This window comes from Candidatus Cryosericum odellii (assembly GCF_003570935.1).
GTDB lineage: Bacteria > Caldisericota > Caldisericia > Cryosericales > Cryosericaceae > Cryosericum > Cryosericum odellii.
On sequence record NZ_QXIU01000062.1, the window covers coordinates 1 to 4,414 of the forward strand.

Annotated in this window: 6 protein-coding genes and 1 pseudogene; all 7 read left to right on the forward strand. The window is 56.1% G+C overall.

Going from position 1 to position 4,414, the window contains the following annotated elements; translation table 11 throughout:
• The first annotated feature begins 3 nt into the window (after nt 1-3).
• Entirely contained in the window at nt 4-405 is a 402-nt protein-coding gene (locus tag SMC5_RS02320; protein ID WP_119087098.1) for a biotin/lipoyl-containing protein, read from the forward strand.
• A gap of 93 nt (nt 406-498) precedes the next feature.
• Nucleotides 499-1,557 (forward strand): sodium ion-translocating decarboxylase subunit beta, encoded by a 1,059-nt coding sequence (locus tag SMC5_RS02325; RefSeq protein ID WP_119119431.1) that lies wholly within the window; start codon nt 499-501, stop codon nt 1,555-1,557.
• Nucleotides 1,558-1,566: 9 nt separating this feature from the next.
• Entirely contained in the window at nt 1,567-1,701 is a 135-nt protein-coding gene (locus tag SMC5_RS11375) for a hypothetical protein (RefSeq protein WP_279386282.1), read from the forward strand.
• Between the two features lie 48 nt (nt 1,702-1,749).
• Nucleotides 1,750-2,574 carry a metal ABC transporter solute-binding protein, Zn/Mn family gene (locus SMC5_RS02330; protein ID WP_119087099.1) on the forward strand — a complete coding sequence of 275 codons (825 nt, stop codon included), beginning with the start codon at nt 1,750-1,752 and terminating at the stop codon, nt 2,572-2,574.
• Nucleotides 2,575-2,862: 288 nt separating this feature from the next.
• Nucleotides 2,863-3,429, forward strand: a complete 567-nt coding sequence (locus SMC5_RS02335) for a 2-oxoacid:acceptor oxidoreductase family protein (RefSeq protein WP_119089756.1) — start codon at nt 2,863-2,865, stop codon at nt 3,427-3,429.
• Complete coding sequence (locus SMC5_RS02340; protein ID WP_119087101.1) at nt 3,426-3,776, forward strand: 4Fe-4S binding protein; 351 nt, start codon at nt 3,426-3,428, stop codon at nt 3,774-3,776. Before SMC5_RS02335 ends, SMC5_RS02340 begins: the two co-directional genes overlap by 4 nt.
• 14 nt (nt 3,777-3,790) lie before the next feature.
• Nucleotides 3,791-4,414: pseudogene (porA, locus tag SMC5_RS02345) on the forward strand (pyruvate ferredoxin oxidoreductase); the annotation flags it as partial.

A 4,414-nucleotide genomic window follows, 5' to 3' on the forward strand; every position in this document is an offset into this window, starting at 1 on the left:
ACCATGAAAAAATACAGGATCACTGTTAATGGCAAGACGTTTGACGTTGACGTAGAAGAAGTAGGCGCGCAGAAATCCGGGCATTCGCCAGTATCAGCTCCGGCGGCCCCTGCTCCTGCACCCAGGGTAGTGTCGGCTCAGGCACCTGCTGCGAGCCCGGCGGCCCCAATACCCGTTGCTCCGGCAGGCGGTGCAACAGCCATGAAGTCGCCTCTGCCCGGCAAGATCCTGAAGGTCATGGCGACGCCCGGAAGCTCCTGGAAGAAGGGCGACACCCTGCTTATCATCGAGGCCATGAAGATGGAGAACGAGATTCTTGCTCCGCGTGATTGCACGGTCGAGGAAGTCGCCGTCGAGTCCAACCAGACTGTCAAGACTGGGGATCTTCTGCTCAAGCTTGCCTGAGAGGTAGTAGTCTGCTCGGTCGGAACACTCCTCGGAGGCATTGGCTCACGAGGAGTGTTCCGCATTCTTGGAGAACTCGTCTGGTTTGGTACAATGACTGCAGGAAGCACACTTCGAAAAAAAGNNGAGTATGAGCCGAACCTCTTGTTGCCCATGGGATTTGGCTGCCTGCTGGCCAACATCCCGTTTTCGTCAGCGGTCGGTGGTGGCTTCTTGGACGTCTTGTTCAAGGGCGGTATCACGAATGAGCTTTTCCCCATCCTCATCTTCATCGGCGTGGGAGCAATGATCGATTTCGGTCCACTTCTGCAGGATCCCGAGATGTTGTTCTTTGGAGCAGCAGCGCAATTTGGAATCTTCTTTACGATGATGCTGGCTCTGCTGGTCGGGCGTATCCCCGGCGTTACGGGCATTCCAGGTCTCAGAGAAGCTGCTGCGATTGGAATCATCGGGGCAGCCGACGGACCGACGGCGATCTATGTCGCTACGCGGTTTGCTCCAGCATTGTTGGCCCCGATCACCGTGGCCGCCTATTCCTACATGTCGCTTGTCCCAATTATTCAACCACCGATCATTCGGGCGCTCACGACCCGCGAAGAGCGCATGATTCACATGGAGAACCCTGAACACGAGGTATCGAGGACGGTGAAAGTCATCTTTCCCATTGCTGTCACGCTTATCGCCGGTATCATAGCACCCATGTCCGTGGCTCTGATCGGCAGCCTCATGTTTGGCAACCTGCTGCGTGAGTCCGGGGTAACGGAGCGTCTCTCCAAGACTGCTCAAAATGAGCTTTCCAGCCTGGTGACCATCCTGTTGGGCATCACGATAGGGTCGTCTATGGGAGGAAAGCAATTCCTGAATCCGACGACGCTCCTCATCATCGCGATGGGTCTCATTGCCTTCGTGTTCGATACGGCGGGTGGAGTCCTCTTCGCGAAGTTGATCAACCTGTTCCGGAAACGAAAGATCAACCCGATGATCGGCGCGTGCGGCATATCGGCGTTTCCGATGTCTGCCCGCGTCATCCAGAAGATGGCGCAGCAGGAAGATGGCAGTAACTTCATCATCATGCATGCTGTTGGGGCAAACGTGGCAGGGCAGATCGCCTCCATCATTGCAGGAGGTTTGATCCTGGCCCTGGTACGATAGGAGGTAGCCATGGATACTGTTGTTGCTGAGGGTCTGCGCATCAGCGGGGTGAGCTATATCCTCATCTTTGCCGTGCTGGGAATCTTCTACGGTCTCATCAAGCTTTTGTTGAGGATGCTCCCTCCAAAGGACGATTCAGCGTAACCGGTAACACGAGTTTCCGCCAGTAGCGGACTCGTGAAGGAGGCTGGCGTGAACAAGCTTCGGATAATCCTTGCCTGCACCATGGTCGTGACGATGGCAGTGTCCGGTTGTGGCCCACGCAACGTTGTAGTGCCCACGATCATCTCGGGAACCATCAAGCCGGTTGCCCTGATCGCCCAGGCTATCGCTGGTACCGCGTTGCAGGTTCAGGTTCTTGCCGGGGACGACGGAGCACCTCTCCGGAATGCGCGAGAGCTTGTGTCCACGAGTGCTGTCGTTTTTCAGACCGGAACCTCTATTGATACATGGTCTAGCGAGATGGAGCAGGGAGGCGTGCGCTTCGTCAGTCTCTCTGCCGCCTTGGATAAGGACACGCTGGAAGGTTCATGGCTATCTTTTCGGGACGCCGCAGATATGGCTCGCCTGATGCGCGATACGCTGGATGTCCTGTACCCTGCGCTGAAGGAGCAGTTCGACTCGCGGTATGCAGTGTTCATGGACCAGTGTAGCCAGGCGGATGGTCGACTGAAACGGCTAGTCTGGAGTGCTGGTACCAGGGCATTCCTGGCAGAGGACACGACATGGTCAAGCGCAGCTGGGGACTTCGGGTTGCGGGTTGTGGTTCAGCCGGGACTGAAGGGTCTTGACCTCTCGGGGGCAGAGGCAGCCTCGAGAGTTGCTGACTGGGGGTCCGGAGAGAAGACCCAGGTCGTAGTCGTGAATGTTGCTCCTGGAGGCAGCACCGGAGTCAGTCGGCAGTCAAACGGCATCGTTGCCTGCAGCCTGGATGCTCTCGGCGCAACGGCTAAAGGTGCCTTTGTGCCTTGGCTCGAACAACAGTTGACACTGCTTGGGTCGGCGATCGGGAAGTAGGCACGCGCAGGCCGCGATACCGGAGTCCGACACCTCTCGAGAGGTCGGTGGTACTGTGTTCTGGACTGTGACGGTTTCTTGATATTCCATTGCTTTTTGCCCCCACGCATTCTATAATATTGATGCAGGAAGGGCTGGTAGGCGTCGTTTGACACAGTGTGCTTCTGGCTAGTTCTGTTTTGCATGGTTGGTTCCAGAAGTGGCTCTGTAAGCCTTGCAGGGCATTCTGCACGAACGTATGCCGTGGAACCACGAATCTGCGATCGAGCTCTGGAAAGAGGAGGAAACATGAAGGAAGTCTACGAAGTCAGAATGCATGGCAGAGCGGGCCAGGGAGCCAAGTCAGGATCCCAGTTGCTCGCCGAGGCAGCGTTCAGGGAGGGCAAGTACATTCAGTCTTTCCCCGAGTATGGGTCTGAGCGTCGAGGTGCTCCGACGGTCTCTTACACCAAAATCGCCGAGAAGGTGCTCAGGAGTCATGAGCCGATTGTCAACCCTGATGTCGTCCTGGTGCTCGATTTTGGCATCATGCGCTCCATTGCGGTTGCAGCGGGGTTGCCTGACACTGGCATCCTCATCGTTAACACCAAAGTATGCTCCGCTGAGATCAAGAAGCTGGCGCAGTTTAATGGAACCCTGTACGGTGTCGACGCTACCGGTATTTCACTGGAGTTGCTGGGCATGGACACGCCGAACGTGCCAATGCTCGGGGCACTCGTGAAGTTGACCGGCGTTGTCAAGATGGAGTCGCTGGAGATTGTCTTGCGCGAGCACTTCCTGCCAAAGATAGGCGAAGAGAAGGTACAGAAGAACATCAGCATGCTCCGAAAGGGCTATGAGGAGGTGTTCAAATGAGCGAAAGAAAGACATGGCAGGAGCTTGAACTGGGCGTGGAATTGCCGGCAGCTACATCGCTTGGCTATAAAACCGGTGGGTGGCGTGTTCTCCGTCCTGTCTGGAACGCTTCTGAATGTATTCATTGCATGATTTGTGTGAACTACTGCCCAGATATGGCTATTCCTGTCACCAAGAGCGAGGAAGGAGTCGCCGGCAAGGGCGGACGGTTATTCAAAGGAGTCGTACGATTGGAGACAAACCTCGACTACTGCAAGGGATGCGGTATCTGCGCCCATGAGTGTCCGACCAAGTGTCTCAGTATGATTCGCGAAGAAGAGGCAGAGCAGGCCTCTTGCAAGTTGTAGAGGAGGGAACAGATATGGGAGTCAGGAAAGCAATTACCGGTGCTGAGGCGGCTGCTGAGGCGATGCGGCAGATCAACCCCGACGTTGTCGTGGCTTATCCGATTACACCCCAGACACCAATCGTTGAACAGTTTGCAAAGTATGTTGCGGATGGAATTGTCGATACAGAGATGGTTCCTGTCGAGTCGGAACACTCTGCCATGTCGGCAACCGTTGGGGCAGAGGCAGCGGGAGCTCGAGCAATGTCAGCAACGTCGTCACAGGGGCTAGCACTCATGTGGGAGATCGTTGCTGCCACGCCGGGTCTGCGGTTGCCGATTGTCATGCCACTTGTCAACCGTACAATTTCAGCTCCTCTGAATATCCACTGTGATCATTCGGATGTCATGGGGGTTACGACTGTCGGCTGGATCCAGATTTTCAGTGAGAATGCCCAGGAAGTCTACGAGAACCTGCTGCTCGCCATCCGTGTCGCCGAAGACACGAGGGTGCAACTACCGGCCATGGTCAACCAGGACGGGTTCATCACCAGCCACGCTGTCGAGCCGGTCGAGATCTTCGATGATGCCGCTGTTCGAACGTTTGTGGGGGTCCGCCCTCTGGACAGGGGGCTGCTCGACTTGCAGCATGTCCGGACG

What these genes read in the sequence shown, in the direction of transcription:
- SMC5_RS11375 (WP_279386282.1), top strand. Translation starts at nt 1,567, where the DNA reads ATGGATACTGTTGTTGCTGAGGGTCTGCGCATCAGCGGGGTGAGCTAT.
- SMC5_RS02340 (WP_119087101.1), top strand. Translation starts at nt 3,426, where the DNA reads ATGAGCGAAAGAAAGACATGGCAGGAGCTTGAACTGGGCGTGGAATTG.
- SMC5_RS02320 (WP_119087098.1), top strand. Translation starts at nt 4, where the DNA reads ATGAAAAAATACAGGATCACTGTTAATGGCAAGACGTTTGACGTTGAC.
- SMC5_RS02335 (WP_119089756.1), top strand. Translation starts at nt 2,863, where the DNA reads ATGAAGGAAGTCTACGAAGTCAGAATGCATGGCAGAGCGGGCCAGGGA.